This is a genomic window from Metallococcus carri (assembly GCF_011440275.1).
GTDB lineage: Bacteria > Actinomycetota > Actinomycetes > Actinomycetales > Dermatophilaceae > Metallococcus > Metallococcus carri.
Genome location: NZ_JAAOIV010000012.1, coordinates 64618 through 89759 on the forward strand (window position 1 = coordinate 64618; position 25142 = coordinate 89759).

At 69.6% G+C, this 25142-nt stretch carries 31 protein-coding genes; 11 read left to right on the plus strand and 20 right to left on the minus strand.

What is annotated here, in order from left to right; translation table 11 throughout:
- Positions 1 to 2: 2 nt before the first annotated feature.
- From G9U51_RS14990 to G9U51_RS15000, 3 genes are read right to left on the minus strand one after another with little or no spacing between them, the layout of a single operon-like run.
- A complete protein-coding gene (locus G9U51_RS14990) occupies positions 3 to 584 on the minus strand; it encodes a hypothetical protein (protein ID WP_166197980.1) in 582 nt (193 codons plus the stop codon).
- Between the two features lie 28 nt (positions 585 to 612).
- Positions 613 to 2601, minus strand: coding sequence for an ABC transporter permease (locus tag G9U51_RS14995; protein WP_166197982.1), 1989 nt, complete (start codon positions 2599 to 2601; stop codon positions 613 to 615).
- A complete protein-coding gene (locus G9U51_RS15000) occupies positions 2598 to 3341 on the minus strand; it encodes an ABC transporter ATP-binding protein (RefSeq protein ID WP_166197984.1) in 744 nt (247 codons plus the stop codon). The genes G9U51_RS14995 and G9U51_RS15000 overlap by 4 nt, the downstream gene beginning before the upstream one ends.
- A 141-nt stretch (positions 3342 to 3482) precedes the next feature.
- On the opposite strand from G9U51_RS15000, the gene G9U51_RS15005 reads away from it, so the two are divergent.
- On the plus strand, positions 3483 to 3836 hold the full coding sequence (locus G9U51_RS15005) for a UBP-type zinc finger domain-containing protein (RefSeq protein WP_166197986.1): 354 nt from the start codon (positions 3483 to 3485) through the stop codon (positions 3834 to 3836).
- Between the two features lie 78 nt (positions 3837 to 3914).
- On the opposite strand, the gene G9U51_RS15010 is transcribed toward G9U51_RS15005, so the two are convergent.
- Positions 3915 to 4334 (minus strand): carboxymuconolactone decarboxylase family protein, encoded by a 420-nt coding sequence (locus tag G9U51_RS15010; RefSeq protein ID WP_166197988.1) that lies wholly within the window; start codon positions 4332 to 4334, stop codon positions 3915 to 3917.
- 5 nt (positions 4335 to 4339) lie between these two features.
- A complete protein-coding gene (locus tag G9U51_RS15015; protein WP_166197990.1) occupies positions 4340 to 4747 on the minus strand; it encodes a MerR family transcriptional regulator in 408 nt (135 codons plus the stop codon).
- 122 nt (positions 4748 to 4869) lie between these two features.
- Here G9U51_RS15015 and G9U51_RS15020 point away from each other — a divergent pair, with 122 nt between their 5' ends.
- A complete protein-coding gene (locus tag G9U51_RS15020) occupies positions 4870 to 5187 on the plus strand; it encodes a nucleoside triphosphate pyrophosphohydrolase family protein (protein ID WP_328823504.1) in 318 nt (105 codons plus the stop codon).
- 93 nt (positions 5188 to 5280) lie between these two features.
- Here the strand turns inward: G9U51_RS15020 and G9U51_RS15025 are convergent, their stop codons facing one another.
- From G9U51_RS15025 to G9U51_RS15065, 9 genes are all read right to left on the minus strand, one after another.
- The gene (locus G9U51_RS15025; protein ID WP_166197992.1) at positions 5281 to 5760 is read right to left on the minus strand and encodes an aminoacyl-tRNA deacylase; all 480 of its coding nucleotides are present in this window, start codon (positions 5758 to 5760) and stop codon (positions 5281 to 5283) included.
- Between the two features lie 34 nt (positions 5761 to 5794).
- The gene (locus G9U51_RS15030; protein ID WP_166197994.1) at positions 5795 to 6646 is read right to left on the minus strand and encodes an arginase family protein; all 852 of its coding nucleotides are present in this window, start codon (positions 6644 to 6646) and stop codon (positions 5795 to 5797) included.
- Between the two features lie 140 nt (positions 6647 to 6786).
- On the minus strand, positions 6787 to 7029 hold the full coding sequence (locus tag G9U51_RS15035) for a hypothetical protein (protein ID WP_166197996.1): 243 nt from the start codon (positions 7027 to 7029) through the stop codon (positions 6787 to 6789).
- Positions 7030 to 7044: 15 nt separating this feature from the next.
- Positions 7045 to 7275 (minus strand): BrnT family toxin, encoded by a 231-nt coding sequence (locus G9U51_RS15040; protein ID WP_207948367.1) that lies wholly within the window; start codon positions 7273 to 7275, stop codon positions 7045 to 7047.
- A 209-nt stretch (positions 7276 to 7484) separates the two neighbouring features.
- Entirely contained in the window at positions 7485 to 8048 is a 564-nt protein-coding gene (locus G9U51_RS15045) for an NYN domain-containing protein (protein WP_166197998.1), read from the minus strand.
- Positions 8049 to 8073: 25 nt separating this feature from the next.
- Positions 8074 to 9312, minus strand: a complete 1239-nt coding sequence (locus G9U51_RS15050; RefSeq protein WP_166198001.1) for an RNA polymerase sigma factor — start codon at positions 9310 to 9312, stop codon at positions 8074 to 8076.
- Entirely contained in the window at positions 9309 to 9695 is a 387-nt protein-coding gene (locus G9U51_RS15055) for a YciI family protein (protein ID WP_166198003.1), read from the minus strand. Before G9U51_RS15055 ends, G9U51_RS15050 begins: the two co-directional genes overlap by 4 nt.
- A 4-nt stretch (positions 9696 to 9699) precedes the next feature.
- Positions 9700 to 10065 (minus strand): YciI family protein, encoded by a 366-nt coding sequence (locus G9U51_RS15060; protein WP_166198005.1) that lies wholly within the window; start codon positions 10063 to 10065, stop codon positions 9700 to 9702.
- Positions 10066 to 10404: 339 nt separating this feature from the next.
- Positions 10405 to 11184 carry a helix-turn-helix domain-containing protein gene (locus G9U51_RS15065; RefSeq protein ID WP_166198007.1) on the minus strand — a complete coding sequence of 260 codons (780 nt, stop codon included), beginning with the start codon at positions 11182 to 11184 and terminating at the stop codon, positions 10405 to 10407.
- A gap of 118 nt (positions 11185 to 11302) precedes the next feature.
- Between G9U51_RS15065 and G9U51_RS15070 the strand changes: the two genes are divergently transcribed.
- Positions 11303 to 11656: a nuclear transport factor 2 family protein gene (locus tag G9U51_RS15070; RefSeq protein ID WP_166198008.1), complete on the plus strand. Its 354-nt coding sequence runs from the start codon at positions 11303 to 11305 to the stop codon at positions 11654 to 11656.
- A gap of 120 nt (positions 11657 to 11776) precedes the next feature.
- A complete protein-coding gene (locus G9U51_RS15075; RefSeq protein ID WP_166198010.1) occupies positions 11777 to 12022 on the plus strand; it encodes a ribbon-helix-helix domain-containing protein in 246 nt (81 codons plus the stop codon).
- A 563-nt stretch (positions 12023 to 12585) separates the two neighbouring features.
- Here G9U51_RS15075 and G9U51_RS15080 read toward each other — a convergent pair.
- On the minus strand, positions 12586 to 14340 hold the full coding sequence (locus G9U51_RS15080; RefSeq protein WP_166198012.1) for an ABC transporter ATP-binding protein: 1755 nt from the start codon (positions 14338 to 14340) through the stop codon (positions 12586 to 12588).
- Positions 14337 to 16088 (minus strand): ABC transporter transmembrane domain-containing protein, encoded by a 1752-nt coding sequence (locus G9U51_RS15085; RefSeq protein ID WP_166198014.1) that lies wholly within the window; start codon positions 16086 to 16088, stop codon positions 14337 to 14339. Before G9U51_RS15085 ends, G9U51_RS15080 begins: the two co-directional genes overlap by 4 nt.
- 45 nt (positions 16089 to 16133) lie before the next feature.
- Between G9U51_RS15085 and G9U51_RS15090 the strand changes: the two genes are divergently transcribed.
- Positions 16134 to 16802, plus strand: a complete 669-nt coding sequence (locus tag G9U51_RS15090) for an ATP-binding protein (RefSeq protein ID WP_207948368.1) — start codon at positions 16134 to 16136, stop codon at positions 16800 to 16802.
- Positions 16803 to 16864: 62 nt separating this feature from the next.
- On the opposite strand, the gene G9U51_RS15095 is transcribed toward G9U51_RS15090, so the two are convergent.
- Both G9U51_RS15095 and G9U51_RS15100 read right to left on the minus strand, forming a co-directional pair.
- Entirely contained in the window at positions 16865 to 17338 is a 474-nt protein-coding gene (locus tag G9U51_RS15095) for a vitamin K epoxide reductase family protein (protein WP_166198016.1), read from the minus strand.
- The gene (locus G9U51_RS15100; protein ID WP_166198018.1) at positions 17335 to 18201 is read right to left on the minus strand and encodes a DUF929 family protein; all 867 of its coding nucleotides are present in this window, start codon (positions 18199 to 18201) and stop codon (positions 17335 to 17337) included. The genes G9U51_RS15095 and G9U51_RS15100 overlap by 4 nt, the downstream gene beginning before the upstream one ends.
- A gap of 270 nt (positions 18202 to 18471) precedes the next feature.
- Here G9U51_RS15100 and dnaK point away from each other — a divergent pair, with 270 nt between their 5' ends.
- From dnaK to G9U51_RS15120, 4 genes are read left to right on the plus strand one after another with little or no spacing between them, the layout of a single operon-like run.
- Positions 18472 to 20388 (plus strand): molecular chaperone DnaK, encoded by a 1917-nt coding sequence (dnaK, locus tag G9U51_RS15105; protein ID WP_166198020.1) that lies wholly within the window; start codon positions 18472 to 18474, stop codon positions 20386 to 20388.
- The gene (locus G9U51_RS17915) at positions 20385 to 21044 is read left to right on the plus strand and encodes a nucleotide exchange factor GrpE (RefSeq protein WP_328823505.1); all 660 of its coding nucleotides are present in this window, start codon (positions 20385 to 20387) and stop codon (positions 21042 to 21044) included. The genes dnaK and G9U51_RS17915 overlap by 4 nt, the downstream gene beginning before the upstream one ends.
- A gap of 34 nt (positions 21045 to 21078) precedes the next feature.
- The gene (locus G9U51_RS15115; RefSeq protein ID WP_166198022.1) at positions 21079 to 22098 is read left to right on the plus strand and encodes a DnaJ C-terminal domain-containing protein; all 1020 of its coding nucleotides are present in this window, start codon (positions 21079 to 21081) and stop codon (positions 22096 to 22098) included.
- Positions 22095 to 22517, plus strand: coding sequence for a heat shock protein transcriptional repressor HspR (locus G9U51_RS15120; protein WP_166198024.1), 423 nt, complete (start codon positions 22095 to 22097; stop codon positions 22515 to 22517). Before G9U51_RS15115 ends, G9U51_RS15120 begins: the two co-directional genes overlap by 4 nt.
- Before the next feature lie 26 nt (positions 22518 to 22543).
- Here the strand turns inward: G9U51_RS15120 and G9U51_RS15125 are convergent, their stop codons facing one another.
- Both G9U51_RS15125 and G9U51_RS15130 read right to left on the minus strand, forming a co-directional pair.
- Complete coding sequence (locus G9U51_RS15125) at positions 22544 to 23008, minus strand: SRPBCC family protein (RefSeq protein WP_166198026.1); 465 nt, start codon at positions 23006 to 23008, stop codon at positions 22544 to 22546.
- A 38-nt stretch (positions 23009 to 23046) separates the two neighbouring features.
- Positions 23047 to 23880 (minus strand): SGNH/GDSL hydrolase family protein, encoded by an 834-nt coding sequence (locus G9U51_RS15130; RefSeq protein ID WP_166198028.1) that lies wholly within the window; start codon positions 23878 to 23880, stop codon positions 23047 to 23049.
- Positions 23881 to 23994: 114 nt separating this feature from the next.
- Between G9U51_RS15130 and G9U51_RS15135 the strand changes: the two genes are divergently transcribed.
- Positions 23995 to 24267 (plus strand): ribonuclease E inhibitor RraB, encoded by a 273-nt coding sequence (locus tag G9U51_RS15135; RefSeq protein ID WP_166198030.1) that lies wholly within the window; start codon positions 23995 to 23997, stop codon positions 24265 to 24267.
- Positions 24242 to 25123 carry an alpha/beta hydrolase gene (locus G9U51_RS15140; protein WP_166198032.1) on the plus strand — a complete coding sequence of 294 codons (882 nt, stop codon included), beginning with the start codon at positions 24242 to 24244 and terminating at the stop codon, positions 25121 to 25123. Before G9U51_RS15135 ends, G9U51_RS15140 begins: the two co-directional genes overlap by 26 nt.
- Positions 25124 to 25142 lie beyond the last annotated feature (19 nt).

The following is a 25142-nucleotide window of genomic DNA, read 5'->3' on the forward strand; positions in this document are numbered from 1 at the left end:
GCCTACGAGCGCGGCACGCTCACGTTGTCGGCGGCGAGTTCGACGAGCACGCCGGTCTTCGTCGCCGACACGTTGACCACCCGTGAGCCCTGGGGCGCCTGCACGGTCACCGGCTGCGGCGCGGGCCCGCGATTCGCCGACACGGTGAGCCGGCCACCCTCCCAGCGAGCGGCATAGGTCACCGTCCGCCCGTCGACGGTGCCGCGGTCGGTGTAGGCGCCCTCGGCGGTGAGCACCGGCGTGGCCCGCGCACCATCGGCATACGGCACGGTGACCAGATTGGTGAGGCGCTCGATCCGGCCGCCCTCGAGGCGCAGGTTCTGCACCAGCAGCGTCCGTTCGGCGATCCGGCCGGTCGGGGTCACGTCGACATACGCGGTCGACACGGTGTTGTCGGCGCGGCTGACGAGATAGGGCCGGCCGCGCAGGTCGACGCTGGACACCTTCGCGTCCGGCGCGACTCGGGCGAGCTCGCTGCGCAGGTCGGTCGTGAGCGAACTCTTGGCGTAGCTCTCGGCACCGAGGGCACCGCCGACGGCGATCGCTGGGACGGCCAGTGGGATGAGCAGGTGGCGCATTTTCATGATCAATCTCCTTGTTTTCCAATGGTTTTCAGTGAGTTGCCGCGTTGGCGAGCAAGCGACGGCTGGCCGCCAGCGCGATCCGGCTGGCGAGATAGCCCCCGGCGAGCGCCCCGGTGAGCAACGCGATGCCGCCGAAGCCGATCGAGGACTGCTGCGCGGTCACCGGTGCGGCGGCGAAGATCCCCGCCAGCGCCGCCAGGCCCGCGCAACCGACCAGGGGAGCGGTGTGCTCGAGGACGCGGCTGCGGTCCAGGACCCGCACGGGCACGCCGGCGTGCCACAGCCGCCGGTAGGTCTCGCGCCGATCGAGGACGCCCGCGGCCGCGGTGATGCCGGCCGAGGCGGCGGCGACGAGCAGCCCGACGATCAGGACGACCGCGGTGGCCCGGGTGAAGTCGCGGGCAAACCGGTCCTCCCGGTCGCCGACATCCGAACCGGTCGCGGCGGGTGCGCCGGGCAGGGCCGCGGCGAGCGTCGCCCGCACCCGGTTGGCCGCCTTCCGGTCGGCGGGCAGGGTCGTCGCGAGGTATGCCGTGTCTCCGCGCGCCTGGTCGACGAACAGCAGCGAGCCCGCGTCGACCTCGTGCAGCGTGGCGGGCAGGCCGGCGGACCGCAATGCCGCGCTGGCGCGCTGCAGGTCGTGTTGCGCGGTCGCCGCCGGGACCGCGACCTCCAGCCGGTCGGCAGATCCCCAGACGGTCCCGCCGCTGCCGATCGCGAAGAGCGCGAAGAATCCGGCGATGAAGCTCGCCATCACCACGCCGGACACCGCTCGGAAGGACGAGCGAGGGTCGTCCAACAGCCGTCGTCCGGCGATCAGCCGGGCAGCGTCGGCGCGACGCTTGGCGCGCCGCACGGTGATGGAGCCGAGGAGGTGCACCACCACCGGTCCGAGCGCGGCGATCACGGCGAAGACCGCCGCCAGGCCGAAAATGACCGCCATCGACTCGGTGCCGTTGCGACGCGTCACCAAGGCGAACCCGGCGAAGGCCGCAATCCCGGCGAGCAACCGCCACCACACCGGCATCCGGTCGCGCTGCTGCTCGGTCACGCCGAGCGGATCGGCGAGCACCCGCCGCAGGGGCAGGACCATGCTGACCGCGAACAGCGCGGTGGCGCCGAGGAGCACCGCGACGAGCGGGACCACACCGACCCACAACTGGCCGGCGAAGAAGGACGAACCGCCGACGGGCAGGTGAGCGACCGCGGGCGTCGCGGCGGCATACAGCAGGGCACCCAGAGCGCTGCCGGTGACACCGAGAGTGACCGCCTCGACGGCGGCGACACCGAGCACGGTGCGGCGCGAGCCCCCAGCCAGCCGCAGGCGGGCCAACCGCTGGGCCCGACGGCCGGCGCCCAGCCGGGCCGCCGCGCCGAGCAGGGTGAGGATCGGCACGACGATGAGCACGGCCGCGATCTGCCCGAGGGTCAGGTATTGCCGCAGTGCGTCACTCGACGCGGCGGGCCGACCGGTGAAATCCCGGATCGGGACCGCGCCGGAGAAGTCGGCCTCGGCGAGCTGGTTCTGCCAGACCGGGGTGCGCAGCGACGGGTCGCCGGCGCGGACGCCGAGCACCGCGACCCGTTGGTCGGGACCGGTCAGGCCGGCGCCGCCGAGGCGGCCGGTGGCCGGGCCGAACGGATTGGCCTCGGGCCGGTCGGCGAGGTCGGCCGCCAGCGCGGGCGACAGCCAGACCGAGCCGGGCGACGGGAAGGCCGACAGTCCCGGCGGGGCCGGCGTGGCACCCGTGCTCGTGGCAGCGAGCCGCACCACCGTGACCGGTTGACCGGCCAGGTAGGCGGTCGACGTCGCTTGCACCGCAACCGGATTCGCTGCAGCGACCGGACGGGTCCATGCCGTGCGGTCCGAGCGTTCGAGCAGGGCGACGTTCGCGCCGAGGGTGAGCAGCAGGACGGCGACACCGATCCCGACAGCGAGGACGGCGAGCAATCCGGTATGCCGGTCACGTCGCCCGCCGCCGCGGGCGAGGGAGCGGGCGAGCAGTGAGGCGCTCATCGGCCCGCTCCCAGTTCCGCGCCGACGATGCGGCCGTCGCGCAGGTGCAGCACCTGGTCGCAGCGAGCGGACATCTCCGGGTCGTGGGTGACGAGCACCAGGGCCGCGCCGATCTGGCGGTGGGCGTCGCGCAGCACGGTCATCACCTCGTGGCCGGTGCGCCGGTCGAGGGCGCCGGTGGGCTCGTCGGCGAAGATCACCGCCGGGCGCGGGGTCAGGGCGCGGGCGATGGCCACGCGCTGCTGCTGGCCGCCGGACAGTTCACCCGGGCGGCGCTGCTCGAGGCCGCCGAGACCGAGGGACCCCAGCACGGCGGCCGCCTGCGCCTCGGCCTGTCGTGGCGCAACGCCGGCGAGCAGGAGCGGGAGGGCGGCGTTTTCGACGGCGGTGAGTTCGCCGAGCAGCTGGCCGGACTGGAAGACCAGGCCAAAATCCTTGCGCCGCAACGCTGCTCGTGCCTCGGTGCCGAGCCGGTTGACCTCCACCGGCCGGTCAGCGAGATAGGTCACCGAGCCGGCGTCGGCTTGCAGGATGCCGGCGAGCGCGTGCAGCAGGGTGGTCTTGCCGGAGCCGGAGGGGCCCATCAAGGCAATCGCCTGCCCGGCCGGAATGTCACAGTCGATGCCGTGCAGGACGAGCCGGTCGGCGTAGGCGTGGCGCAGGCCGCGGGCCTGCAGCACGGCACGGGATGCCCGGTGCGGGGCCGTGCTGGGATGTGGATGAAAGTGCGTCGATGTCATGTCCTCGACGCTAGGAATCGCGGGGGTGCCCGCGAATCGGTCGAGCGGCCGATTCTGCGGTCAGGGCATCGGCCATTCGGCCGAGGCGGGCGGCATACGGCACCCCGGTCGTGAAGCGGAGCCGCGCGTAACCTGCCAGCTATGGACAACGAATCAGCCCAGATCGACCCTTCGATCCCGCCGTCCGGGACCGGGTGCGCGGAGTGCCTGGCCAGCCCGGACGGCTGGTGGGTGCACCTGCGCCGGTGCGCGGCCTGCGGTCACATCGGCTGCTGCGACACCTCACCCTCGCAGCACGCCACCGCGCACGCGAAGGACACCGGGCACCGCATCATGACCAGCTTCGAGCCGGGCGAGGACTGGTTCTACGACTACGGCACGGGCGAGATGGCGCGCGGTCCGCAGCTCGCGCCGCCCTCCAGCCGCCCGACCGACCAGCCGGTGCCCGCGCCAGCCGGCCGCGTGCCGGACAACTGGCGCGAACTCATCCACTAAGTAGTTGTCGTCGCGTGAGCGGGGGCTTTTCACCGGCCCAGCACCTGACGCGCCCGTGACCGCCATACCTCGGTCGGGCTAGCTGATCGGCAGCAGTTCGCGGTCTGCGAAGACCTGCTTCGCGGCGAAGGTCGCGTTGAGGGCGCGCGGGAACCCGCAGTAGACGGCGCGCGGGAACCCGCAGTAGACAGCCGTGTGCAGGAGCGCTTCGACGATCTGGTGCGGCGTGAGTCCGACGTTGAGCGCCGCGTTGACGTGAACGTCGAGTTGCGGCTCGCAGCCGCCGAGCGCGGTCAGCATCCCGAGGGTGACGAGTTGGCGGTCGCGGGGTGTGAGGCCGGAGCGCGAGTAGATTTCGCCGAACCCCCAGGCGACGACCTGGTGGGCGAGCTCGGGGGAAATGTCCGCCAGCGCGTCGATGACCGCCGTGCCCGCCTTCCCGTCGATGGAGTCGAGCACGGCCATGCCGCTGTCGAACTGTCGCTGTCGTTCGGTCATGGTGATCAACGGTCCTGTTCCTCGTCGTGGGTTTGCGCCTGGCCCCGGTCGTCGCGGTAGAGCGCGATCTTGGCGCTCAGCGCCTTGTCGTGCGCGCGCATGCGGGCCAGTTGCTCGCGAAGCCTCGCCTGATGCTCCTCCAGCAGTTCCAGCCGCGGCTGGATGGTGATCGGTCCGCGCTCGCGAAGTGCGGCATATTCGCGCATCTGTGCGATCGGCATCCCCGTTTCCCGAAGGCGCAGGAGAAAGCTCACCCACGCAACATCCGCCCGCGAATAGCGACGATGGCCGCCGGAGTTGCGTGCGACGGGGCGGATCAGGCCGGCGCGCTCGTAGTAGCGCAGGGTGTGGGCTGTCACCCCGGTCTCCGCGCTCATCTGCGCGACGGTGATGCGCTCTTCGTCGGCTGTCATGCACAGCAAACTAGAAGTTAGAGCACGCTCGAAGTCAACCGATCGCTGGCCGGATCCTCGGCAGAGCCTGAAACCTGTTGCGCCCACGACCGCCATACCTCGGTCGGGCTAGCGTGTGGCGGGTGAGTGACTTCGAGCAGATGGTCGCGCGGGCGCGCCGAGTGCGTGAAATGTATGCCGGCGTCGAGGCCGAGCGGTATGGCCGCAGTTGGACGCCGGAGGAGATCGCCCTGGGTTTCGTCGGTGACGTCGGCGACCTGGCCAAGCTGGTGCAGGGCAAGGCGGGTGTGCGTGCCCGGGCGAACCTCGGCGAGGCGCTGGCCCACGAGCTCGCCGACTGCCTGTGGTCGGTGATGGTGCTGGCCGACGCGTACGACGTGGACCTTGCCGCGGCGTTCGCCCGCACGATGGACGACCTCGAGCACCACCTGCAAGCCTGATCGAGCGGGCACAATTTGCTGCTCGAGCGGGGACATTTCGTCGGCCCGCAGACACAGCTTCAGCAGCGCGTCAGTGCGGCGAAGGTCAGGACCTTACTGACTGGAAGCGCTCGGCTCGGTCACGTCGGCGACCGTGGCGTCGAGCACCCGCAGGGCGTCGTCGGCCTCGACGGTTGCCGCGACGCCATGCGCTCCCGCGCCGATCGAGATCGTGCCGGTGACCGCCGCATCCGCGACGACCGGCCAGGCACGTTCGGCTCCGAACGGCGTGATCGTGCCCCGCTCGTAGCCGGTCACGTCCTTCGCGGTCGCGGCGTCCGGCATCGACAACCGCGACACCCCAAGGAGGGCGCGAAGCTTCGGCCACGAGATCTGCCTGTCGCCAGGGACGAGCACGAACAGATAGTCGTCCTCGCCGCGCCGCACGACCATCGTCTTCACGATCCGATCCGGCGCGACGCCGCGGGCGGCGGCGGCCTCCTCCAGGGACTTCACCGGGCCGTGCCGGGTGATGGTGTGCTCGATCCCGCTGCTCTCTAACGCCTGGCGCGCGCGGTCCTCACCGGATGTCATGTGGCCCCTTTCCGTTGTCGCGCAGTCGAATACGTCATGTCCGGGAGCCTGGCGAAGTCTCAAGGAGATCGACGAGCAACGACAGCACCGCCTCGCTCAGGTGCCCGGCCGGGTCGAAGGACGGGTCGTATGACGCGACCGTCATCGACGTGAGTGGCACGGTGAGCCCATCGACCAGCGCGCGCACATCGTCCGGCACCAGCCCGTCGGTCACCGCCCACGCATTGGCCGGTGCGATCGATGGATCGAAAACGTCGAGGTCGAGATGCAGGTGCACGCCCTCGAGCTCGGCCATCCAGCCCGAGACGGCGGCCGCGAGGCCGGCACGGTCGCGCACTTGCGCGGGCCTCAGGTGCAAGACGCCGGACTCGGCCAGCGACCGCTCCTCGGCCCGGCCGAGGTCGCGCGCACCGATCAGCATCACCCGCTCCTCGGGCACGGTCGCCCGCCAGCGCGACACCTCCTGCCAGCAGCGGCCGACCATGATCGCGAGCGCCTGCCCGTCGAGGAACCCCGTGCGATCACTTGCCGGAGTGTTGAAGTCTCCGTGGGCGTCGAGCCACAGCACGCCGACGCGGCCGGTCGAGCGCATCAGCCCAGCGACGACGCCGACGGTGGTGTTGCAGTTGCCACCCAGCACCACCGGGAAACCGCGGACCTGCTCCACCTGGTCGGCGACCAGCCGTTGCAGCTCGAACGCCGTCTGCAACTCGCTGCGCCATTCGTCGGCCGGGTGCACCTCAGTGACATCGACGCGATGCCCGGCAGCCTGCAGCCGGTGCGCCAGACCCGCCCGCAGCAGCGCCCGCGGCCCCGCGCCCATCCGACGATCGAGCACCCCGGAGTCATAGGGCACCGCGATCACTGCCAGGTCACGACCCGCCATATCTGCAGTGTCTCAGGCGAGAGCACTTGCATGCGTCTGGTCCACCTGCATGCGTCTGGCCCACCTGCAGACCCTGATCACCGCATGCAGGTCGGTTCGCCGCATGTGAGTGGCGGCGCAGCACGCGAGTGGAGCGCTGGTCAACGGCCAAAGCGCTGCTGGGCAGCCTGCCGAGAGATGTCGAGAGCGGCACCAATGATGGTCCAGGAGTCGCCCGCGTCACGGGCCGCGCGAACTGCAGCTCGCAGTTCGTCCTCCGCGTTTGCAAGGGTGTTGCGCGCGGCAACAATCCGCCGGAAGGCTGCCGCATCGCGTGCGGGATGAGTGTCAACGTCGAGACGATCGAGTCCGGTCGTGTCGCGCGTCGTTCGAGTCGAAGTCATCAAGTTCACCTCATCTCAGAAATGCGTAGAAGCGAGCACGCAGTGGGGCCGCGTGAATGATGCGCGCAGGATCATCGACCGGCACAGCGACCAACTCGAGTAGTCGCCCTCCTCTGTCCGGCCAATCACGAGGAGCCGCTCCTCGCCGTCGTACTCGTACTCGACGAGACGGATCGCGTTGGCCCAGGCGTGTGAGATGTCAGCTGGATCCACCCCATGCTTAAGGGCCGAGGCGCGAACCTGCACGTGTCAAGGATGCGTTGACATTCACCCGGCGTCAACTTTGCATTGACACCGGGTGTCACGGCAGTGTCAGGCGAAGCACCTGCATGCGTCCGGTCCACCTGCATGCGTCGGGCTCACTCGCAGACCCTGGTCACCGCATGCAGGTCGGTTCGGCGCATGCGAGTGGCGGCGCGGCACGCGAGTGGCGGGGCAGCACGTGGGTGCGACGCTCACAGGAAGTCGGCCGGCTCGAACTCCTGGATCGGGATGACCCGGATCCGCTTGAGACTCGTCTTGAACGCGCCCACGTCATACTCCAGGTCGAAGAACTCCAGCCCGCGTTCGGCGAGCGCGGTGAACCCCGCATTGCGGAACTCGCGGAAGCCGACCAGACCGACCCGGCGCCCATCACACAGGTCGGCGAGTTGCGGCAGGAAGTCGCCATCGTGGCTGAGCAGCATCACGTCGGCCGCCCGCTCACGGATGGCCGCGAGCGTGCGCTGGATCGCGATGTCGACGACCTTGTCATTCGGCCCACCGGACAACGGGATTGGCGTATAACCGAGCGCGGTCAGCGCTTGGATGAAGGACATCGGCAACTCGGCACCGGCCGCGAGGAAGAACAACCCTTTCGCCGGCTGGCGCCATTCGTCGGTCGCGAACTTCAGCACCCGGTCCCACCGCGGCCGCTCTTCGGGCAGCGGGCGCCGGCCCAGGATGGACGTGCCGAGGGTGGCGTCGATGTTCTCGCCGTCCACCAGCACGTATGTCGTCCGCGCACCTTCGCCGCTCATGTCGCCTGACCCTACGCCCACTTCCTTAGTCACCGAGTTGGTCGCGGCGCCGGGTGAGATAGGCCCGCTCCGCCGAGTTGCCGGTGAGCTCGATCGCCCGGTCGTATGCCGCCCGCGACTCGCCACTGCGCTGAAGGCGCCGCAGCAGGTCGGCCCGGGTCGCGTGGAAGGCGTGGTACCCGTCCAGCGCGTCGCCCAACCGGTCGACCTCGGCCAATCCGACTGCGGCACCGTCGAGTTCGGCGACCGCTACCGCCCGGTTGAGGCGCACGATCGGCGAGGGGTCGACGGCCGCCATACGGTCATAGAGGGAGACGATCTGCGACCAGTCGGTGTCGGCGAGCGAGGGCGCCGCGGTGTGCACCGCGTTGATCGCCGCCTGCAACTGATAGCGACCGGGCGGCGGACCGCCTGCGGCGACGGCAGCGATGCGCTCGCGCACGAGGGCGTGACCTTCGGCGATGAGCGCGCGATCCCACGCGCCGCGGTCCTGCTCGGCGAGGGTGACGAGCTCGCCCGCGCGTGAGACCCGGGCGGCGCGCCGGGCATCGGCGAGGATCATCAGCGCGAGCAGGCCGGTGACCTCGCCGTCGTCGGGCAGCAGGTTGTGCAGCAGCCGGCCGAGGCGGATTGCTTCCTCGGTGAGGTCAACGCGCAGCGGGTCGTCGCCGCCGGCGAGATAGCCCTCGTTGAAGACGAGATAGATCACCGCGAGCACGCCGGCCAGGCGGTCGCGGATATCGGCCTCCGAAGGCACCCGATAGGGGATATGCGCGGCCTTGATCTTGACCTTCGCGCGGGTGATGCGCTGGGCCATGGTGGTCTCCTGCACCAAGAACGCGCGAGCGATCTCGTCCACCGTGAGCCCGCCAATCAGCCTGAGCGTCAACGCAATTCGCGCCTCCATGGCAAGGGCTGGGTGGCAGCAGGTGAAGACGAGCCGGAGGCGGTCATCCTCGAGCGGACCACGTGGCTCGGGTGGAGCTTCGTCATACAGCATCTGGGCCGCCTGATATTTCGCGTCGCGCTGGGACTCGCGGCGCAACCGGTCGATCGCCTTGCGGGTGGCCGTGGTGGTAAGCCAGCCGCCGGGATTAGCAGGTATGCCGTCGCTCGGCCACCGCTCCACGGCGGCGGCGAAGGCTTCGGCGGCGGCGTCCTCGGCGATGTCGAGGTCGCCGAAACGGCGGGCGAGACCCGCGACCACCCGCGCCCACTCCTCGTGGTGCGCGCGGGTGATCGCCAGCTCGACCGAGTCGGTCACGACTCGAGCATCGCCTTGAGGGATTCCTCGGTGTTGAACGGTCGCACCTCGACCTTGCCGCGGCAGGCCTTGGAGCCCTCCGCCGCGAGCGCGAGCGCCTCGTCGAGGTCGGCGGCCTCGATCACCCAGAAGCCGCCGAGGTATTCCTTGGCTTCGAGGTAGGGGCCGTCGGTGAAGACCGGCTGGTCGCCCTGGCCGTCGACGGTGGTGGCGGTGCTCGCCGGCTCCAGTCCGTCGGCGAAGACGAAGTGGCCGTCACGCTGCAGCTTGTCGTTGAACGCGCCGGTGTCGGCGAAGGCCTGCAGCATGTCCTCCTTGGTGCCGTAGTTGCCGTAGTCGGTGCGTTCGGCCGGTCCGAAGACCGACATCAGGTAGCGAGGCATCTTCTTAGTTCCTTCCTTCGGACACCGATCGTGGGAACCGGTGCACTTCCTGGGGCCAGTCGAGGGCGACGGCGAGACGGCCGGCCCAGTAGCGGGCGGTTTCGTCATCCGGCACGTCCACGACGCAGAACCCGCCGAGGTGTTCCTTGGTCTCGGCGTAGGGCCCGTCGGAGAAGACCGGCTGGCCGTCCTTCCCGACGACACTGCACACCACCGTGTCGGCGTCGATGCCCCCGTTGGTGAACACGAACACCCCGGCGGCCTTCATCTCATCGATCACCGCCCAGCCGGCGACGGCCTTGGCCTGCAGCTGCTCGAGTGTGTGCTCGGGCACCCACTCGTCGTTGAACGCGATCAGATATTCGCTCACGCCCGTCTCCTTGTTTCTCTTCTGGCCGAGGCGTCCGGTCGGTCGCCTCACCACCTCTACGAACGCGGACGACCCGATACGACAGCACCGCCGAAACTTTTTCAAGAGCGTCCGTCGCGCTCGCTGGTGGAGTAAGCACAACGCCCAAATGGGCGATCCGCGCTGCACCTGAGTCTCGGCTGCCGCACAAAGTGCCCAGTTGGGCGATCCGCGCTGCACCTGAGTCTCGGCTGCCGCACAAAGTGCCCAGTTGGGCGATCCGCGCCGCACGTGAGTCTCGGCTGCCGCACAAAGTGCCCAGTTGGGCGATCCGCGCCGCACGTGAGTCTCGGCTGCCCCTTAGGCGCGCAAGATCTCGGCGGTCTCCTGGTCGGCGGGCAGGAAGGTCTCCAGGTGGAGCTCGTCGATCGTGACGTCGCTCGGTGCCTCGACCACGCTCGCCACACTGAAGAACCGCAGCGCCGGCCCGGCGCCCAGCGGCAACAACACCAACGGAATCACCGGGCTGACCGGCGCCGAGCGCTCGCCCCCCGTCGTCGGGACGGGGTATGCCGCCACCTCATCGTGCAGCTGCGCCAACCGTGGGTCGCCGGTGCGCTCTGCCCGGGCGTCCAACTGGTGCAGCAGGTGCGCGCGCCACTGCGCGAGGTTGCCGATCCGCGGCGCGAGCCCGTCCGGGTGGAGGGACAGTCGGATGACGTTCACCGGCGGCTCGAGCAGGTGCGGCGCGACGCCCTCGAGCAGCCCCGAGACGGGGGCATTGGAGTCGATCAGGTCCCAATAGCGGTCGAGCAGCAGCGCCGGGTAGGGAGCGTGCGCGTCGAGCAACTGGCGGAAGGACGCGAGCACGGGGGCCAGATCGGCCGGCTCGGCCGCGGCATACTGCGGTGCGTAGCCGCCTGCGAGCAGCAGCGAATTGCGTTCTCGCAGAGGGACTTCGAGCTGGTCGGCGAGTCGCACGATCATCTCCGAGCTCGGCTGCGCGCGGCCGGTTTCGACGAAACTCAGATGCCGGCTGCTGACCTCGGCGCGGGACGCCAGCTCGAGTTGGCTGAGTCGGCGGCGCTGCCGCCAGGATCGCAGCAGCCGGCCCACGTCGCCGGTCGCCGCGGTGGTCATGGTGGCGACGATAACCAGCCGAAGTAGCCGCTCCCATGACCTGCGAGGTAATCGCGTGGCGAGTCGTGCGGGCCCAGAGTCGGTGGGGTCAGCGACAACCACCACTTCGGAGGATCCGATGGACGACATCACCACGAGCTACCTCGACACCTGGAACACGACGGACGCGGCTCAGCGCGGCGAACTGTTGCGCCAGCACTGGTCGAGCGCCGCCCGCTACACCGACCCGATGGCCGAGGTCGTCGGACACGAGCAGATCAACGCACTCGTCGACGGGGTGCACCAGCAGTTCCCGGGTTTCGTGTTCACCCCCGTTGGGCAGCCGGACGCCCATCACAATCAGGTCCGCTTCCAGTGGGGGCTCGGCCCCGATGGCGCCGAGCCGGTGGTCATCGGCTTCGACGTCCTCACTCTCGACGCCGACGGCCGTATCGAGCAGGTGCTCGGCTTCCTTGACAAGGTGCCCGCTTAGGAAAGCGGTCTCACGGCCGGTGCTGCCTGCCGCGCGTGCGACTGGACGGCAAGCCGCGACCCTTCGGCTCGTGAGCTCGGCAGGGAGCCCCGGTTGTTCATTTTCGTTTACGATATTGGTATGAGTGAGGGTGCGATCAGCGAGAAGCAGATCACGCAATGGGCGGATGAAGCCGACGCCGGTTACGACGTGGAGGCACTGAAGCGTCGTGGTCGCGGTCGGCCAGGTCGAGGCAGCGAGCCGATGCAGGTTGTCGCCGTGCGCCTGACCGCAGATGAGATCGCTGCCCTGGATGCGCTGGCAGAACGGGAGCACCTGACGCGGTCCGAGGCCATCCGCCGGGCACTCGCCAGCTTCGCCGCGTGAACCAGCAGCTCGGGCTCGGCCCCGCGTCGGGCCGCTGCCGTACAGCTGGCACGCTCGTGCACGACTGGCACCACAATGCACAACTGGTGCGGATCTCCGCTCGGCCCACCCACACGAGATTGCTGCTCGCGCTCGGCCTCGTATTGACGGGGTTGACTTCAGCCTGCGGCACTATGGATGCCTCCGACCGCCCAGCCGAGGACGTCATCGACGTCAGCGTCTCGCCGCAGTCGGGGGTCATCATCAACGTTCCGTGGCGGGACGTCGGGCATCCCGGTGACCGGCTCGGCGTCGGCTGTCCCTCGTTGGAGAACAAGTCGAGCGAGGAGATCCGATTCGACTTCGCAGGCTGCATGCCAAGAACGCCTCGGCGCCCCCTCTGTGCGGGGAGCCGGGGCGTTCCTTTCACCGCACTCACACCAGGGCGAGCAAAGGGTGCCCTACGGCCGTGGGTGACGTCGTTCAAGCGTTGCGCGGCCAGGCCACGCCGGGCCAGAGCCGACTTTCGTGTGCCCGCGGGCCGCGGGCCCACCGCGGTGGTCCCAGGACGATCTTGCGTTGATCTACCGAGGCGGGGTGTCTCCGTGCCAGGAGTGCCACAGCGCGGCGTAACTCCCAGCGCGGGCGACGAGCTCGTCGTGCGATCCCACTTCGGTGAGCCGACCGTCCTCCATCACCGCAACCCGGTCGGCGTCGTGCGCGGTGTGCAGCCGGTGCGCGATGGCGATCACGGTGCGCCCGCGCAGCACCGCGGCGAGGGAGCGTTCGGTGTCGCGCGCGCTCGTCGGGTCGAGCATCGCGGTCGCCTCGTCGAGCACGACCGTGTGCGGGTCGGCGAGCACGACCCTCGCCAACGCCAGTTGTTGGGCCTGAGCGGGATCCAGCCGTATGCCGCCCGCGCCGAGTTGCGCGTCCAACTCGCCGGGCAGGTCACGCGCCCAGGCGTCGGCATCCACCGCGGCCAGCGCACGCCATACCTCCTCGTCCGATGCGGTCGGAGAGGCGAGAATCACGTTGTCCCGCAACGAATCTGAGAAGACGAACGAGTCCTGCGTGACCATCACGACCTCCCGGCGGAGGCGTTCGGGCGGCAGGTCGGCGACCGGCACACCACCGACTGTGACCGAGCCCGTGCGCGGGCGCTCGACCCCCGCGAGCAGCCGACCGAGGGTGGTCTTGCCCGCTCCGGACGGGCCGACGACGGCGAGCCGCTCGCCCGGGCGGATCCGCAGTGACACCTCGTGCAGCACATCGGGGAAGTCCGGGCGGTAGGCGTAGCTGACACCGTCGACCGCAAGCTCGGCGTCCGCCGGTTCGCCGTATGCCGCCCGCTGGTCGCCTTCCGCTGCGGCCAGCCCCTCCACGCGGGCGAAGGATGCGAGCGCCGACTGCAGCTCCTCCAGCCGCATCAGCACGACATCCAGCGGTTGGGACAGTTGCCGCAGGTAGAGCGTCGCCGCCACGACCACGCCGAGCGTGACGTGGCCACCACGCAGCAGCAGACTACCGACCAGCAGCACGGCGACGACCGGCACGACATACGAGACGTCGATGATCGGGAAGAGCACGGTGCGCAGCCGCAGGGTGCGCGTCCTGGTGGCGACCGCGCGGTCGATCGATGACGCGGCGGCCGTCAGTCGGCGTTGCTCGAGGCGCAGGGCGTCCACCGTGCGCGCACCGGAAGCGGTCGCCGACAACTCCTCGGCGAGCTGCGAATTCGCCTCTCCCTCAGCAAGATACGCCTCACGGGCGCGGGCGAGATACCAACGACCGGCCCACCAGATGCCGACGAGTCCGACCAGGCCGACGAGCCCGAGGACGGGCGAGAGCACGAGCACGGCGATGAGGATGAGCACGGATTGCACGGCACTGATCAGCACCTCGGGACCGGTGTCGCGCAGGCTGACCCCGACCGCCGCGACGTCGGTGGTCCCGCGGGCCGTGAGGTCGCCGATGCCGGCGCGTTCGACCCGGCTGGCGGGCAGCGCGAGCGCGCGATCGACCAACTGCTCGCGCACGCGCGCCAGGGTGCGTTCGCCGAAGCGGTAGCCGACGTGATTCGCCCAGCGGGACAACAAGATCTGCGCGATCGAGAAGGCAAGCACGGCGACTGCGAGGCGGTCAACGGTGCCGGCACCGTCGTGCGCACGCACCGCGTCGATGATCCGGCCGATGAACCACGGTGCCGCCAGGCCGGCGGCCGCCGCGGCGGCGTTGAGCAGGATCAGCGCGACGAAGGCCCGCCGGTCCTGGCCCACCAGGCGTCGGGCTGCGGCGCGGACCTGCCGTCGGTCGGCCACGGGCAGGGGAGTGGTCATTCGAGATCACCTGCGGTCTCGCGGGAGACGAGCGCGCGATAGGCGGGGTTGCCGTCGAGCAGTTCGCGGTGGCTGCCCTGGGCGACGACCTGACCGTCGACGAGGAAGATCACCGCGTCGGCCCGGTCGAGCAGGAGGGCCGAGGTGCCGACGAGCAGGGTGCTGCGACCGGCCCGCGCGGTCCGCAGCCGCTCGACCACCCGAGCCTCGGTGTGTGAATCCAGGGCGGAGGTGGGCTCGACCGCGATCAACACCTCCGGGTCGGCGGCGAGTGCCCGGGCCAGCCGGACCCGCTGCCGTTGACCGCCGGACAGGATGCGGCCATGGGCGTCGATGGGAGCATCGAGGCCGCGCAGGGCGGTGGCGACATCCTCGGCCGCAGCGATGTGCAGCGCCTCACCGAGACGGTCGTCGGCCGGCTTGTGGGCTCCGGAGAGCACCTCGCGCAACGTCCCACCGAAGATGTGAGCGTCGTTGTCGGCCAACAGGATTCGCCGCCGCACGATCGCCTTGTCGAGCTGCTCAAGCGGTGTTTCGCCCCACCTGCCGCCGGGGGCGAAGCCGGCCAACCGCTCGGCGACTGCGGCGGCGTCGGCCGGCCGGGCTGAGACCAACGCGGTCAACCCGCCAGCGGTCAACCGCACCCCGGACACAGGATCGTGCAGGGTCGCCTGCCCGTCCGGACCCTGCCGTATGCCGCCCGCCTCACCCTCTGGGTCGAGCGCGAGGAAGTCGGTCACCCGGCGGGCCGCGACGAGACCGCCGGTGAGGTCGTAGGCCGCTTCGAGGAAGGACGCCACCGGGACGGCGAGCACCGCCGTGTAGCCGTAGACCGCGACCAGCTGGCCGATCGTGAGTGAGCCGTCGGCGGCCATCCGGGCAGTCAGCCAGACGACGATGGCAGCGAAAAGGCCAGGAAGGCCGAGCGCGAGCGCCTCGACCCACGAACTCACCCGTCCGACGCGGTAGCCCTCCGCCACGAGATCCGCCGAACGGCGCCGGAATCGTTGCGCGACAGGCTCTTTGCCGCCGAGTGCGGCCAGCACGCCGAGGCCGCCGACGACATCGCCGAGCCGCGCGGTGAGGTCGGCCTGCACCTCGCGGTAGCTGCCTTGGGCGCGTTGCAGTCGCACCAGCAGCGGCCCGACGATGAGCAGCAGTAGCGGGACGCCGAGCAGCACGACGAGGGCCAGGACGGCCGAGATCTGCAGCAGCAGGACGGCGACGACGGCATACGCGAGCAGTCCGCCGACGCCCGGGCCGGTCATCGTCAGGGTCTGGCCGATGGTGCGCACATCGCCGACGCCGATCGTGACGGCTTCGTGGGCAGAAGCCTTGTGCTGCAACGCTGCTCCGAGTCGGACTGCCTGGCGGGTGACCACCTGGACGGTGCGGAACTGCGCGTCCCAGCGCACCTGGGTCATCGTGCGGTGCCGCATGATCGAGACCCACGCGGTGAACAGGCCGACCGCGAAGAGCGCCGCCGCCCACCACGCCAGCGCGCCGAAGTCGTTCCGCGCCAGACCACGGTCCACCGCTTCGGCCAGCAGTGGCGGTGGCAGGACGAGCCCGACCATCCACAGGCTGCCGAAGAGCGCGCCGCGCAGGATGCGCCCCGGCTGAGACCGGACTAGCCACCACAGATAGCGCCGCGGGCTGTCCCGCGGAGGTTCGCCCGGGTCGGCATACGGATCGAAGACCGGGCGCACGGAGCGGGCCGGTGGGCTCGGCCACTCCGCCTCGGTCATGCCCGCACGCTATCCACCGTCGGTGTGGAGGTGCAGGGTGGACGCATGGACGGAACACCGCACAATCGCGGCGACGGGGCAGTCGTGATGCCGGACGAGGTGTACTCATGGACGGTCACAACCCACGACTGGACCCGTTCGGTCGATGCCTCGCACCTGGCACAGATCCGGGAGCGGGCGGCCGTCTACGCGCAGGGTGGGTTGCGGCACCTCGTGTTGGAGGTGCTGGCCTACGCCGACGACGAAGCCGCCGCCGCTGGGCGGCCTGGGACCGTCGTGGTCGCCACCGGATCCGACGGATCGGTGTCGGTGCGTGACGATGGCCGGGGGACCGACACCCGACGAACCTCGGGAGGAGAGATCGTCCGCAAGCCGGTCATGGCGACCAAAGACGTCCGCTTCTTCGACCATGCCAGCCGGCAGGTGCTTGCCGACGGACTGCCGCGGTGGGGGATGTCGGTCGTGGCCGCTCTGAGCACCACCTTGGTGCACGAGAACCGGCGAGTGGACGGCTGCTGGCGGCAGACCTATCACCACGGCATACCTGCGGCCGAGCTCGTCGAGACACCCGGCGATGGCACGACCGGCGCCACCGTCACCTTCACTCCCGACAGTCAGGTGGACGGCGACCTCTTCCTTGTCCCGTCGGACCTAACGGCGTTCAATTCGTTGCGAATCAGCCTTGAGGACTGTCAGGCGCCGTCGAATGAGTGACCGCATCGGTGATCGTCCGCGCCTGGCACGCAGGCGTTCAACACGCGTCCCATCCCGGCACGTCACCGCACGGGTTCGACGCTGCCCAGGACTTCGCCGCAGAGGAGGACGATGAGCAGGACGAACGTGATCACGTGAACTCCGGTGCACCACAAGCAGATCGCGTTGATCTTGAAGAACTCCGCCCACACCAGGTAGAGCACCATGACCATGCCGACGCCGGCCGCGGCCAGCCGCAGGTAGTCCACCCAGCGCGGGGCGCGGCGCCAGACGACCGGGAGGCAGAGCACGACCATCGCGACGAAGAAGGCCAGCCCGAGCACCGCCACCGGCATACCGAGGAAACGGGACCAGTCGCTGGTCGTGACCTTGGCGCAGTTGACCGCGCCGGAGTCGGAGCACGCGAGCGTCGTCGACCCGGTGAAGTGCTCGAACGTCAGGTATGCCGACACGAGCAGCCCCAGCACCGCGAGGGCCAGGCTAGCCGGGGCGAGCCAGCGTGGGCGGCGCCGCACGATGCCCGAGTTCGCTGTCACTGGGGCAGTTTGGCCGCAGCGGCCTTGACGCCGGGGGAACTGCACACATTTGCCGGTGCGCCCTTGGTGAGGACGCACAACTGGGCGCTCACCACGTTGGCCTCGCCGAGGACACCCTGGGCGATGTCGGATTTGGGATCCGATAGAGCCTTGGCGATCTGGGTGTTGGTTTTGCCGACGAGCATGTTGCCGTCGTACCCGACGCCGCTGGTGGCGACACCGCCCCAGTCGACCCAGGGGATGCCTCCGTTGCCGAACCGCTGCATCAGCGCGGCGTCCGCCGCAGCCGGCTGTTGCAGCGGCTTCCCAAGTCGGTCCTGCGTTTCGTAGGAGGTGAAGACGAGGTATTTGCTGGTGTATTTCGCGTCGAGGAAGGACATCGTCTGGATGTTGGACAGCGGGCCTTCGTCGGGGCTGGACACGGCCGGCTTGAGGCCGGTGAACGTGCCGAAGCGGGAGAGCGCAGCGACGAGCGCCCAGCGCTCCATCGCACAGTACGGGCAGAACTCGGCGCCGATATAGAGCACCCGCGGCTTGCCGTCCTGGGTCATCGGCTGGGAGCCGGACATCGGTTTCGGGAAGGCGTTGGCGGCGCCTACCCCGACCTGGTCGAAGGACGCTGTGGGGACGGAGGTGACCGAGGTGATGAAACCGGTGGCCTTGGCTGCCTCCTGCGCCTTGCGATCGCTTTCGCTCTTCTGGTGGCTGCTGACGCCCCACATGATCCCGACCGTGGCGATCACGACCGCGACCAGCGCGGCGATCAGCCCGAGCATCTTGCGCTGTCGCTGCTGGCGCGCCTGAGCGGCCTTCAACGCCTGCAGCTTCTCCCGGCCGCTTGCGCGGCCCGTCGTCTCGCTCACGCGACTCACCCCTGACTCCGGCTCCCGATCGAGTGCACTCTCCTGGGTGCGGACGCTGATGGCGGGCCCGCCGTTCCCGGAAACAGGGCACCGAAATTTTCGCTCGAACGGGGAATGATCACCGTATGCCGTGAGTTGAGTCTAGTGAACGCAACTTTGCGGAGCCCCGTCTTGACAGATGCGGTGACCCGGGAGTTGAGTCAGAGGCAGTCAACCCGCGCGGCTCGCCAGGTGAGTCGCGCCGCCATACGACATGAAGGAGATCACCACATGGGACGTGCGGTAGGTATCGACCTCGGCACCACCAACTCTGCCGTTGCCTTCCTCGAGGGCAATGACCCCGAAATCATCGCCAACGCCGAGGGCGGCCGCACCACGCCGTCCGTCGTGGCGTTCGCCAAGAACGGTGACGTGCTGGTCGGCGAGATCGCCAAGCGCCAGGCCGTGACCAACGTCGACCGCACCATCCGATCGGTCAAGCGCCACATGGGCACCGACTGGTCCACCGAGATCGACGGCAAGAAGTACACGCCGCAGGAGATCAGCGCCCGCATCCTGCAGAAGCTCAAGCGCGACGCCGAGGCCTTCCTGGGCGACGAGGTCACCGACGCGGTCATCACCGTGCCGGCCTACTTCGACGACGCCGAGCGCCAGGCCACCAAGGAGGCCGGTGAGATCGCGGGCCTCAACGTGCTGCGCATCATCAACGAGCCGACCGCCGCGGCGCTCGCCTACGGCCTGGACAAGGGCAAGGAGGACGAGCTCATCCTGGTCTTCGACCTCGGTGGCGGCACCTTCGATGTGTCCCTCCTCGAGGTCGGCAAGGACCCCGAGGACGGCTTCTCCACCATCCAGGTCCGCGCGACCAGCGGTGACAACAAGCTCGGTGGTGACGACTGGGACCAGCGCATCGTCGAGCACCTGCTCACCACGGTGAAGAACCAGACCGGTGTCGACCTGTCCAAGGACAAGATCGCCATGCAGCGGCTGCGCGACGCGGCCGAGCAGGCCAAGAAGGAGCTGTCCTCCGGGACCAGCACCAACATCAGCCTGCAGTACCTGTCGATGGGTGAGAACGGCCCGATCCACCTGGACGAGACCATCACCCGCGCCCAGTTCGAGCAGATGACCAAGGACCTGCTCGAGCGCACCAAGGCGCCGTTCAACCAGGTCATCAAGGACGCCGGCATCAAGGTCGGCGACATCGACCACGTCGTGCTCGTGGGTGGATCCACCCGTATGCCGGCCGTGGCCGAGGTCGTCAAGGAACTCACCGGCAAGGAGCCCAACAAGGGTGTCAACCCGGACGAGGTCGTCGCCGTCGGCGCCGCCCTGCAGGCCGGCGTGCTGAAGGGCGACCGCAAGGACGTCCTGCTGATCGACGTGACGCCGCTGTCCCTCGGCATCGAGACCAAGGGTGGGCTGTTCACCAAGCTGATCGAGCGCAACTCGGCGATCCCGACCAAGCGGACCGAGGTCTTCTCGACCGCTGAGGACAACCAGCCGAGCGTCGACATCCAGGTCTTCCAGGGTGAGCGTGAGATGGCCAAGATGAACAAGCCGCTCGGCAACTTCGAGCTGTCCGGCATCGCCCCCGCCCCGCGTGGCGTGCCGCAGATCGAGGTCACCTTCGACATCGACGCCAACGGCATCGTGCACGTGTCGGCCAAGGACCGCGGCACCGGCAAGGAAGCCTCCATCCAGATCACCGGCGGCTCGGCCCTCCCCAAGGAGGACATCGAGCGGATGGTGAAGGAGGCCGAGGAGCACGCGGCCGAGGACAAGAAGCGGCGTGAGGAGACCGAGGCTCGCAACACCGCGGAGCAGCTGGTCTACTCCACCGAGAAGTTCCTCGCCGACAACGGCGACAAGGTGCCCGCCGACACCAAGTCGGAGGTCGAGACCTCGCTGAACGAACTGCGCGAGGCCCTCAAGGACGCGAACACCCCCGCCGCCGACATCGAGGCCAAGAGCAAGAAGCTCTCGGAGGACTCCCAGAAGATGGGCGCCGCGATGTATGCCGCCAACCAGGCCGAAGGCGCCGACGCAGACGCGGCCGGTGCTGACGCCGGAGCGGCCGGTGGCACCGGTGCTGGTGACAGCGCCGCGGGTGCCGGCTCGTCCGCCGGTGGCGACGACGATGTCGTTGACGCCGAGGTCGTGGACGACGAGGACGACGCCAAGTGACCGACGCCCAAGAGCCGGTGGGCTCCTCCCGCGAGGAGGAGCCCACCGGGCCCGTCATACGTGACAAGCGGCGTCTCGACCCGGAGACTGGCGAAGTGCGCAATGCCGGTGTCCCTGAAGGGAATGCCCCGATGAGCAACGACAACAACCAGCCCGAGCAGACGACCGAGGCGGTCAACGACGACCCCCAGCAGCCGGCCGGGCAGAGCAACGAGCCGCATCCCGACACGGCGCTCGCCCAGCAGCGGCTGGACGACCTGCAACGGCTGCAGGCCGAATATGTCAACTACAAGCGGCGGGTCGACCGCGACCGTGAGCAGGCGCACGCGCGCACGCTCGGCGGGTTCGTCGAGTCGCTGCTGCCGGTGCTCGACGAGATCCACCTCGCCCGCGAGCACGGCGACCTGGGGGAAGGCACGCCCTTCGCCAAGATCGCCGACAAGCTCGACGCGATCCTCGCCCGCTACGGGCTGGAGCGGTTCGGCGACGCGGGCGACGCCTTCGACCCGCAGCACCACGAAGCCCTCATGCACGTCGAGGGCGAGGTGCCCGAGGACGCCGAGGGGCCGACCGTCGTCCAGGTGATGCAGCCCGGCTACAAGGTCGGCGACAAGGTCGTCCGTCCCGCCCGCGTGGCGGTGGCCGATCCCAAGTAACCACAACGCATTACGGCTGGGAAGGAGACGCTGAATGGCCAGTCAAGACTGGTTGGAGAAGGACTTTTACGCGATCCTCGGCGTCCCCTCGGACGCCTCGGACGCGGACATCAAGAAGGCCTACCGCAAGCTCGCGCGGCAGTATCACCCGGACAAGAACCCGGGCGACGCGGCCGCCGAGCAGAAGTTCAAGGACATCGGCGAGGCCAACTCGGTGCTGTCCGACAAGGACAAGCGGGCCGAATACGACCAGCTGCGCGCCATGGTCGGGGGTGGCGCCCGCTTCACCGCGGGCGGTCCCGGTGGCGCCGGCACGGCCGGCGGCTTCGAGGACCTGTTCTCGATGTTCGGTGGCGCGGCCGGCGGACCCCGCGAGTATTCGACCGGCGGCTACTCCACCGGCGGCTACGGCAACGGCCAGTCGATCAACCTCGACGATCTGCTCGGCCAGTTCGGTGCCGGCGGCGGGTTCTCCGGGTATGGCGGCCAGGGCGGCTTCCGCTCTGCGCCCCCGAAGGGCCAGGACCTGCACGCGCGCACGTCGCTGTCCTTCCGGGCGGCGGCGGATGGTGAGACCGTCTCGCTGCAGTCGGCCGACGGTTCCACGATCAAGACGCGCATCCCGGCCGGCGTGAAGGACGGGCAGACGATCCGCCTGCGCGGCAAGGGCCATCCCGGTCCCGGCGGCGCGGGGGACATGCTGCTCGAGGTGCACGTCCAACCGCACCCGGTCTTCGGCCGGGAGGGCAAGAACCTCACCGTCGACCTGCCGGTGACCTTCGCCGAGGCCGCCCTCGGGGCGACCGTGGCCGTGCCGACGCTCGACGGCGGCCGGGTCAAGGTGAAGATCGCACCCGGCACCCCCTCCGGGCGGGTGCTGCGCATCAAGGGCCGCGGCATCAAGGCCAAGTCGGGCACGGGCGACCTGCTCGCCAAGGTCGAGATCGTCGTGCCGAAGAAGCTGTCCGATGAAGCCAAGCAGGCCGTGGAAACCATTGCGGCCCAGGACGATTCGGATCCGCGAGGTGAGCTCTACACAGAGGCTGCGCGATGACTCCGCATGATGACGAGGCACCCGTCTACGTCATCTCGGTCGCCGCTGAGCTGGCAGGCATGCACGCCCAGACGCTGCGGCAGTACGACCGGCTCGGGCTCGTCAAGCCGTCACGCACCACCGGTGGCGGCCGCCGCTACAGCCAGCGGGATGTCGCCCTGCTGCGCGAGGTGCAGCGCCTGTCCCAGCAGGAGGGCGTCAGCCTCGCCGGCGTTGCGCGCATCCTCGAGCTGGAGAGCCAGGTCGAGGGGCTGCAGGCGAAGGTGCGCGAGCTCACCGACCAGCTCGACCGGTCCCGGCAGGGCAGCCGCATCTTCGCCGCCGGGCCAGACGGCCAGATCGTCGCGCTGCGCCCGGGCGAACGCGTCGCCCGGGCCGGCCGCGGCACCGCGCTGGTCGCCTGGCGCCCCAAGCGCTGATTTTCCCGTATGCCGGGGGCTGCCCCTCAGAACAGCGCCGAGAGGCGCTGCAGGCTGTCGTCCAGCCCGTCCTGGTCGACGAGCGGGAACTTCACCTTCTTCAGCAACTCCTTGTCGGTGACCTTGCTCCAGTCGTAGGTCAGCGTCACCTCGGTCTCACGCTGACCCTTCGGCTCGAGCTCCCAGACCCACTCCCACCCGGGCGGCTCGGTGCCGGCCGGCGCGGTCTTCCAGGCCACCAAGCGGTCCTTGGCGTAGCCGGTGACGTGGTTGTCGGTCTTGTATTCGCCACCCATGTGCGGGCCGTCCATGTTCATCGTGAACACCTCGCCCACCTCCTTGACCCGGTCGCCCTGGTCCTCGGAGCGGATGAAGCCCGAGCCGTCGAATTCCTTGTGCCGCTTGGGATTGGTGAGCACATCGAAGATGGCGTCGGCGGGCGCCTCGATCGTGCGGTGTGCAACCAGCTTCTTGTCATCGTTGTTGCTCATGGGTCCATCCAAACGCTGATCGGGGTCGCCGGTGGGGGTTAGCGGTTGCTGAGTGCTTCGGCGTGCACCTGCTGGGCATCACCGGCGCGCTCGCGGGCGAGGCGCTTCATGCCGTCCGCCGGCCGGATCGGGTCGGGCCACTTCGGAGCGAGGGCGTCACCCTCGCGCGCCCCCGTCATACGGCGTCGCAGGAGCGGGAAGACCTCGTCGCGGACCCACAGCGACTCCTCCCGGACCGCGGTGCGCCAGTGCCGCGGCTCGAAGGGAGGCAGCTCGGGGATCTTCAGCGTGTGCGGTATGCCGAGGTTGCGCAGCACCACGCCCGCGAGCGTCTTGTGCCCTGCGCGGGACATGTGGATGCGGTCGGTGCTCCACATCCGGGGGTCGGCGAAATCGGGGATCGAGCTGTGGTCGACGACGAGCGCACCATAGGAAGCGGCGAGGTCCTGCACGGTGCGGTTGTAGAACATCAGTCGCCGCCGGATCGGCTCCAGCAGCACCGAGGTCGTCAGGTCGAAGGCGGTGAACACCACCACCTGGTCGGCGCCCGCGGTGAGCCGGCGCAGCGCATCCTCATAGCGCTGCATCAGCCCTCGCATGTCGACGCGCAGCGACAGGATGTCGTTGCCGCCGGCATAGAAGCTCACCAGGGTGGGCCGCAGTGCCAGCGCCGGCTCGAGTTGCTCGGCGACGACCTCGTCCAGCAGCTTGCTGCGGATGGCGAGGTTGGCGTACTCCCAGCGCTCGTCGGCGCGCCCCATCTGCCGCGCCATTCGGCAGGCCCAACCGCGAACTCCGTTGGGGTAGAGCAGGTTCGGGTCGCCCACGCCTTCGGTGAAGGAGTCCCCGACCGCCACGAATCGTCCGGCCATCGGCGCTGACAGTAAGGGCGCAAATCGTCCGCCGGGTGAACACGGGGCCACCGGTTCGTGTGACTTGGGCGGGGCTCCCGGCATACCCCCGGGTGGGTTTGGCACGCTAAGAGCGTGATCGAGTACCTCATGGTCTTCCCCCAGCGAGACGACGCCGAAGCGGTGGCCGACGAACTGCGCGAGGACGACCTCGCTCAGGTGCGGGTCGTGCGGGACGCGCTGGCCGGTGAGGACGACTCCGAAGACCACGACTGGGCCGTGCACGTGCGGGTCGACACCATCGAGGATCCCTCGAGCGCGCCGGCGCGCGCACTGTCCGACCGGTTCGAGGCGATGGCCACCGAGCGCGGAGGCTGGCTGGATGCCGACCCGTCCGCGGCGGGTTGAGGGCATCAGCCGGCGCGCCCTGATCGCCGGGTCGCTCGCAGCGCTGACCGGGTGCGGCATCGGGGCGCGGCCCACCACTCCGGGGACCTCCGGCACGCCCGACTACCCGACGACCAAGTCCACCGCGCCGCCAGCGCACAGCTCGGTCTACGAGGGCCAGTTCTCCTCGACCTATCGCAAGGTCGCGGTGAAATATCAGGTCTGCCTGCCGCCCGGCCACACCTCGCCCAAGGGCCTGCCGTTGATCCTCGGGCTGCACGGCTTCGGCGGCGATGCGCGCCAGATCATGGAGCTCGGCGTGCCGAAGCTCATCGACGCCTTCGTCTCCGGCAAGCAGCGGGGGCGCCCGGTCGGTTTCGTCACCGTCGACGGGGGGCAGGGCTCGTACTACCACCGCCGCAAGGACGGCACTGACGCCGCGGCGATGATCGTGAAGGAGTTGCTGCCGCGGCTGAAATCCTCCGGTTTCGACACCAGTCGCCTTGGCCTGCAAGGGATTTCGATGGGCGGGTATGGCGCCCTCCTGCTGGCCGCGACCAACCGGGGGCTGGCCCGTGGCGTCGCGGTGTCGGCGCCGGCGATCTGGCTGCGCGCGAGCGAGGCACCCGTCGTGGCCTTCGATTCGCCGCAGGACTTCCAGGCTCACAACCTGTTCACGATGGTGCCGCAGCTGCAACGCGTGCCGCTGCGGATCGATTGCGGCGACGTCGACCCCTTCGTCAAGGCGACGACCGCGTTGCGCGCCAAGCTCCGGCCCACACCGGCCGGCGGCATCTCGCCCGGCGGGCACGACAACGACTTCTTCACCGCCCGATTGCCGGAGCAGATCGCTTTCCTCGCAGCGCGGCTCGGCTGAAAGTTTCCACCCCTTAGCA

Coding starts and splice junctions, on each gene's coding strand:
- G9U51_RS14990 (WP_166197980.1), bottom strand. CDS start 584: ATGAAAATGCGCCACCTGCTCATCCCACTGGCCGTCCCAGCGATCGCC.
- G9U51_RS14995 (WP_166197982.1), bottom strand. CDS start 2,601: ATGAGCGCCTCACTGCTCGCCCGCTCCCTCGCCCGCGGCGGCGGGCGA.
- G9U51_RS15000 (WP_166197984.1), bottom strand. CDS start 3,341: ATGACATCGACGCACTTTCATCCACATCCCAGCACGGCCCCGCACCGG.
- G9U51_RS15005 (WP_166197986.1), top strand. CDS start 3,483: ATGGACAACGAATCAGCCCAGATCGACCCTTCGATCCCGCCGTCCGGG.
- G9U51_RS15010 (WP_166197988.1), bottom strand. CDS start 4,334: ATGACCGAACGACAGCGACAGTTCGACAGCGGCATGGCCGTGCTCGAC.
- G9U51_RS15015 (WP_166197990.1), bottom strand. CDS start 4,747: ATGACAGCCGACGAAGAGCGCATCACCGTCGCGCAGATGAGCGCGGAG.
- G9U51_RS15025 (WP_166197992.1), bottom strand. CDS start 5,760: ATGACATCCGGTGAGGACCGCGCGCGCCAGGCGTTAGAGAGCAGCGGG.
- G9U51_RS15030 (WP_166197994.1), bottom strand. CDS start 6,646: ATGGCGGGTCGTGACCTGGCAGTGATCGCGGTGCCCTATGACTCCGGG.
- G9U51_RS15035 (WP_166197996.1), bottom strand. CDS start 7,029: ATGACTTCGACTCGAACGACGCGCGACACGACCGGACTCGATCGTCTC.
- G9U51_RS15045 (WP_166197998.1), bottom strand. CDS start 8,048: ATGAGCGGCGAAGGTGCGCGGACGACATACGTGCTGGTGGACGGCGAG.
- G9U51_RS15055 (WP_166198003.1), bottom strand. CDS start 9,695: ATGCCTCGCTACCTGATGTCGGTCTTCGGACCGGCCGAACGCACCGAC.
- G9U51_RS15065 (WP_166198007.1), bottom strand. CDS start 11,184: ATGACCACCGCGGCGACCGGCGACGTGGGCCGGCTGCTGCGATCCTGG.
- G9U51_RS15070 (WP_166198008.1), top strand. CDS start 11,303: ATGGACGACATCACCACGAGCTACCTCGACACCTGGAACACGACGGAC.
- G9U51_RS15075 (WP_166198010.1), top strand. CDS start 11,777: ATGAGTGAGGGTGCGATCAGCGAGAAGCAGATCACGCAATGGGCGGAT.
- G9U51_RS15080 (WP_166198012.1), bottom strand. CDS start 14,340: ATGACCACTCCCCTGCCCGTGGCCGACCGACGGCAGGTCCGCGCCGCA.
- G9U51_RS15085 (WP_166198014.1), bottom strand. CDS start 16,088: ATGACCGAGGCGGAGTGGCCGAGCCCACCGGCCCGCTCCGTGCGCCCG.
- G9U51_RS15090 (WP_207948368.1), top strand. CDS start 16,134: ATGGACGGAACACCGCACAATCGCGGCGACGGGGCAGTCGTGATGCCG.
- dnaK (WP_166198020.1), top strand. CDS start 18,472: ATGGGACGTGCGGTAGGTATCGACCTCGGCACCACCAACTCTGCCGTT.
- G9U51_RS15115 (WP_166198022.1), top strand. CDS start 21,079: ATGGCCAGTCAAGACTGGTTGGAGAAGGACTTTTACGCGATCCTCGGC.
- G9U51_RS15120 (WP_166198024.1), top strand. CDS start 22,095: ATGACTCCGCATGATGACGAGGCACCCGTCTACGTCATCTCGGTCGCC.
- G9U51_RS15125 (WP_166198026.1), bottom strand. CDS start 23,008: ATGAGCAACAACGATGACAAGAAGCTGGTTGCACACCGCACGATCGAG.
- G9U51_RS15130 (WP_166198028.1), bottom strand. CDS start 23,880: ATGGCCGGACGATTCGTGGCGGTCGGGGACTCCTTCACCGAAGGCGTG.
- G9U51_RS15140 (WP_166198032.1), top strand. CDS start 24,242: ATGCCGACCCGTCCGCGGCGGGTTGAGGGCATCAGCCGGCGCGCCCTG.